This is a genomic window from Streptomyces atratus, from assembly GCF_014648655.1.
In the GTDB taxonomy this organism is placed as follows: domain Bacteria; phylum Actinomycetota; class Actinomycetes; order Streptomycetales; family Streptomycetaceae; genus Streptomyces; species Streptomyces atratus.
Window position 1 is genome coordinate 1 of record NZ_BMRN01000127.1, and the last position, 4,474, is coordinate 4,474.

A 4,474-nucleotide genomic window follows, 5' to 3' on the forward strand; every position below is an offset into this window, starting at 1 on the left:
GCGATATCACCCACAGCGGGACACGGTTGCCCAGCCCGATCGGCTGCCCGTCCACGAACTCCTCAGGGGTCCCCGCGGGCGGGGACGGCGGCACCACGTGGTCGTAGCCGTCGTTCTCGTCGTACATCACGAGGAACACCGTGTGCCGCCACACCTCCGGGTTCGCGAACAGCGACTGAACTTGTTCTTTATCTTCCGGCCTCGAATGGTGTCTCGAACTGAGTCGCTCACCTGGGGATTCGCCGGACGTGGGGGCGGCCTTCGTCTGATCATGTGCTCCGACCAAGGTGCACGTGACCACGACGAAGGCCGTGAGGGTGAGTCTGCTGCCTGATGCTGTCCGGAGGGAAGCGTTCGCGGAAGCGTCACGCTTCCGGGGAGAGTTCTACGAGTGTCTGACCGCTCGGCGCGACGAGTTGTTCGAGCTGGTGGACGCGGTGCTGTGTGCGGACGGTGCGGTGAAGTCCCCGGTGGACTTGACGCTGTTGCCGGAGCATCGTCGTGGGCACGGAGCGATGTACGACGGCCTGAACCAGGGCCGTATCGACTTCGGTCGGCTGCGGACGGTGCTGGCCGGGCTGTCGTTGCCGCGTTTCGACGGCGGGCGCCTGGTCCTGGCGGTGGATGTGTCGCCGTGGCTTCGCTCGGACGCGCCGTGCTCGGCCGATCGGCTGTTCTGCCACGTCTATGGCCGCGCGAAGACGGCGTCGCAGTTCATTCCGGGCTGGCCCTACTCCTTCGTCGCCGTGCTGGAGCCGGGTGCCACGTCATGGACCGCGATCCTGGACGCGGTCCGGCTCGGACCGGTGGACGACGCGACCCCGATCACCGCCGCCCAGTTGAGGGGTGTCGTCGAGCGGCTCATCGCCGCGGGCCAGTGGCAGGCCGGGGACCCGCATATCGTGATCGTCAGCGACGCCGGCTACGACGTCACCCGCCTGGCCTGGGTCCTTCGCGACCTGCCGGTCGAGCTGGTCGGCCGGGTCCGCTCCGACCGCGTCATGCGCCTGCCGAAACCACCAAGGATGCACGGCGTCAACGGCCGGCCGCCCAAGCACGGCCCTGAATTTCGCTTCACCAAGCCGGAGACCTGGCCCGAGCCCGCGATCACCACCGTCACCGACACCACCAACTACGGCAAGGCCCAGACCCAGGCGTGGGACCGGGTCCATCCAAGGCTTACTCACCGTTCCTCATGGCTCGACCACGACGGTGAACTGCCATTGGTCGAGGGGACGTTGATGCGGTTGAAAGTCGAGCATCTATCGAAGGAACGAGATGCCCCGCCGGTGTGGTTATGGTCCTCCAAGACCGGCGCCACCCCGGACGACGTGGACCGCTTCTGGCAGGCATTTCTCCGCCGCTTCGATCTGGAACACACCTTCCGCTTCGCGAAGCAGACCCTGGGTTGGACGACCCCGGAACTCCGTACTCCCGAGGCGGCGGACCGGTGGACCTGGATCCTGATCGTCGCTCATACCCAGCTCCGGCTCGCCCGGCCGCTCGCCGCAGACCTCCGCCGGCCCTGGGAGAAACCCACCACCTCCGACCGGCTCTCTCCCGCCCGGGTCCGCCGGGGGTTCAGGAACATCCGCGCTCACCTCGCCTGCCCGGCCCATGTTCCCAAACCCCGAGGCACCGGCGCCGGACGGCCACCCGGCGCCAAGAACAAACACCGGGCACCGCGCTACGACGTCGGCGAGACCGTCAAACGCCCAGAGACTCTCAAGGCCATCGGCAAGCCCGGAAGATCTTGGTAGATAAAGAACAAGCTGGGTTGCTTCGTCACAATAAAAGATCCGGCCGGAGCAGGCGGGACGGCGGCGGCTACGGTGAGGTGAATCGTTGGGCTGAGCAGGGAGTACCTATGGGGTCGGTGGCGAGAGAACGACTGTGTGACTGGGTGGTCAACAAGGATGCGGTGTGGGTCCACGGCGACCGGATCGCCGACGGCCGCGTTGCTCTGGACATGCGGTTGATCGACGGTCTCGACCCGGACGTGGTGCACAGGGACGGGCAGTGGCGGATCCGCAAGCACACCTTCCCGGTGCATCTCGGTGACGATCACCCCGACCTCACCAACGTACTCCCGGCCCCGGGTCCCGGCTGGAGCCCGGTGAGGTGGTCGAACTGGTCCACGGGCGGTGTGCGGATCGGCGCGGTCGACGGGCAGCCGGTCGCGGTCGACCACGCCTGGCTGTCCCGCCTCCCCGATGGCTACCGTCTCGAAGGCTCGCCCGATCACGACATGCTGCGGATCGTCACCACGGAGCCCGCCCCTGCCCTCCTGACCGGATCCGGTACCCCGCAGCATCTGGTGGTCGGCGTGGTGGTCCCCGTGAACACCACGACCGCGCAGGCCGGGGACGGCGTCCTGCGGGCCATCGTCGACGAACTCAGCGCACCGTAGGGTGCCGGTGCGAGCGGTTCAGGGCTCGGTACTGATGCCCTGGTATCCGGGCCCGAGCCCACGCCGCCTCTCCCGGGGCCGGGGCAGCTTCCCGGGTGCGGCCTGTTGTCCGGTACGGGCCATCTTTCCTGGGCTCAGGCCCTCCGTCGGGTATGTGGGCCGTTGTAGACGAACGGGCCTGCCCAGATCACGTGCCCGTACGCGATTCTGCGGAGCAGGCTCCACTCGGCAGCCACTGCGGCGAGGGCCTGCCCGGTGGTGCTGGTCTCGCTGCCACGTCGGTCCATCACCTTGCATAGCGTGGCTGTGACGTGGCTCAGCATCTCTCGGTGCTCGGCTGATGCAAGGTGCGGGGACACCCAGGCCAAAAGGCCGTCGACATCGGACTTGGTGAGATGCTGCGCCCCACGGCAGACCGGCCAGGTTCCGGCGTCTGTGTTCATAGCGGCATTCTCTCGCCAGGCGAACACCCCGTCACGCCCCGCCCCGGTGCGACCCGCACACCCGCCACCACACCTGACCAGTCTTGATGAGGGTCACCGTGTTCGCACCGTAGATCGAAGTTGTGTGCGGGCCTGGACGGGGGCGGTGTCCCGGACCAGGCTGTGTGAATGAACGACGAAGACGCCGCCCCCGAGGAAAATGACCATGCGGTCAAAGTGGCTCTCTACATGGAAACGCTCCAAGCTCGGATGGACCCGGACCAGTACGGGGCTTTGGCCCAGGCTCTGCACGAAGCGTTCCATCTGCTGGCTCAAGGCCGCGAGGGCACCATCAGCTCCGATGACGACTCCTCATTCACGCCTGAGATGAATCGCGAGTCCGCGACCGTGCTGACGATCCTGCTCACCGGCGAGATGGACCAGCGGGTCGTTGAGGTGCCCGGATCCGACGGCCACTCCGGATTCGTCCTCATAGATCCTGAAGAGGCCGACGACCCCGCCAAGGTGCAGGAAGTGCGGGACTTCATCGACCAGTGGACCACCGAGCGCGAAACCATGGACATCGAGCTGGACGGCATCGCGCGGGCCAGCAACCCGAGCATCGACGACTGAGCACTGTCGGCCAGGCCGCCTGGTATCGATCAGCGCGAGCACCTCCGTAGCAGGCCGGACGGCCCCGAAGCGTAGGCAGTTCAGCTCACGCGAAGCGCGAGAAGTGCGATTCCTGCGGTGGCGGCGCGGTGTTGGTAGGCGCGGAGGCCGGGGGCGCCGGGGGGTGCGGGCTGGCGGGCGTTGCGGTGCCAGTGGCCGGTGAGTGCGGCGAGGAACGCGGTGGAGGCCAGGGGGTCTGTCGCGGTGGCGGGGTGTTCGTCCAGCAGGCGGGCGATGTCCTGCGGGGGGGTGTCCGGCGAGGACGAGCTGGGGGGCGAGGGAGACGGCGTCGATGCAGGCGGGTCCGGTAGTGGCGTGGGCCCAGTCCACGAAGGTCACCCCGCCGGCCTGGGCGCAGACGGCCGGCGCCGGATCGGCGCGCGGGCCCGGACCATCGATGAGTACTTCGAGGACGAGCGCCCGCTGCTGCTGCCGCTGCCCGAAGAGCGGTTCGAGACGGGGTGGGTGCTCACGCCACGGGTCGACCGCTACAGGTCGACACCACCCGCCTGGACGTGATGGCCGTCGGCGAGGACGGCCGCGCGGTGCGCCCGGAACTGACCATCGCCCTGGATGTGGCCACCTGGTCGGTGGTGGCGGCCGTGCTGCGCGAGGAGAGCACCCGGGCCGTGGACGCGGCCCTGCTGTCGCCGAGATGGCCGTGCCCCATACCTCCCGGCCCGGCTGGCCCGGCCATCTGCGCCTGGCCCACGCCGCCGTCCCCCACACCCGGCTGCTGGCCCTGGACGAGCGGCCTGCAGCCGCTGCACCCAGCCACAGCAAGGCGCGGCGGTTGAGATGGTCAGACCCGCTGGGTCTCCGCACCAGGCGCGTGTCCTGCCGGTTCGGCCTTCTGTGCCCGGAGTTCCCTGACCTCAGCCTGAAGGTCTGTGAGTTGCCGGTGAAGTGCCTGAATCGCCACGATCGCCACGCCGTTGGCATCGGTGCAGCAGATCGTCTTGTCGTCGGC

General features: G+C 68.4%; 6 protein-coding genes and 1 pseudogene. 5 read left to right on the forward strand and 2 right to left on the reverse strand.

The features are described 5' to 3' along the window. Positions 1-181 (reverse strand): annotated as a pseudogene (locus IEZ15_RS43415) (alkaline phosphatase family protein); the annotation flags it as partial. Between the two features lie 136 nt (positions 182-317). On the opposite strand from IEZ15_RS43415, the gene IEZ15_RS43420 reads away from it, so the two are divergent. Together IEZ15_RS43420 and IEZ15_RS43425 are read left to right on the forward strand one after the other, a co-directional pair. Continuing rightward, entirely contained in the window at positions 318-1,760 is a 1,443-nt protein-coding gene (locus IEZ15_RS43420) for an NF041680 family putative transposase (protein ID WP_189282444.1), read from the forward strand. Between the two features lie 116 nt (positions 1,761-1,876). Continuing rightward, positions 1,877-2,410, forward strand: coding sequence for a hypothetical protein (locus tag IEZ15_RS43425; protein ID WP_229846586.1), 534 nt, complete (start codon positions 1,877-1,879; stop codon positions 2,408-2,410). Between the two features lie 134 nt (positions 2,411-2,544). Here the strand turns inward: IEZ15_RS43425 and IEZ15_RS43430 are convergent, their stop codons facing one another. Next, a complete protein-coding gene (locus IEZ15_RS43430; protein ID WP_189282442.1) occupies positions 2,545-2,853 on the reverse strand; it encodes a hypothetical protein in 309 nt (102 codons plus the stop codon). 168 nt (positions 2,854-3,021) lie between these two features. Between IEZ15_RS43430 and IEZ15_RS43435 the strand changes: the two genes are divergently transcribed. The 3 genes from IEZ15_RS43435 (at position 3,022) to IEZ15_RS43445 (ending at position 4,301) form a co-directional block, all read left to right on the forward strand. Further along, entirely contained in the window at positions 3,022-3,465 is a 444-nt protein-coding gene (locus IEZ15_RS43435; protein ID WP_189282443.1) for a hypothetical protein, read from the forward strand. A 354-nt stretch (positions 3,466-3,819) separates the two neighbouring features. After that, the gene (locus IEZ15_RS43440) at positions 3,820-4,023 is read left to right on the forward strand and encodes a hypothetical protein (protein ID WP_189282445.1); all 204 of its coding nucleotides are present in this window, start codon (positions 3,820-3,822) and stop codon (positions 4,021-4,023) included. After that, the gene (locus IEZ15_RS43445) at positions 4,023-4,301 is read left to right on the forward strand and encodes a hypothetical protein (protein WP_198676994.1); all 279 of its coding nucleotides are present in this window, start codon (positions 4,023-4,025) and stop codon (positions 4,299-4,301) included. Before IEZ15_RS43440 ends, IEZ15_RS43445 begins: the two co-directional genes overlap by 1 nt. Positions 4,302-4,474 lie beyond the last annotated feature (173 nt).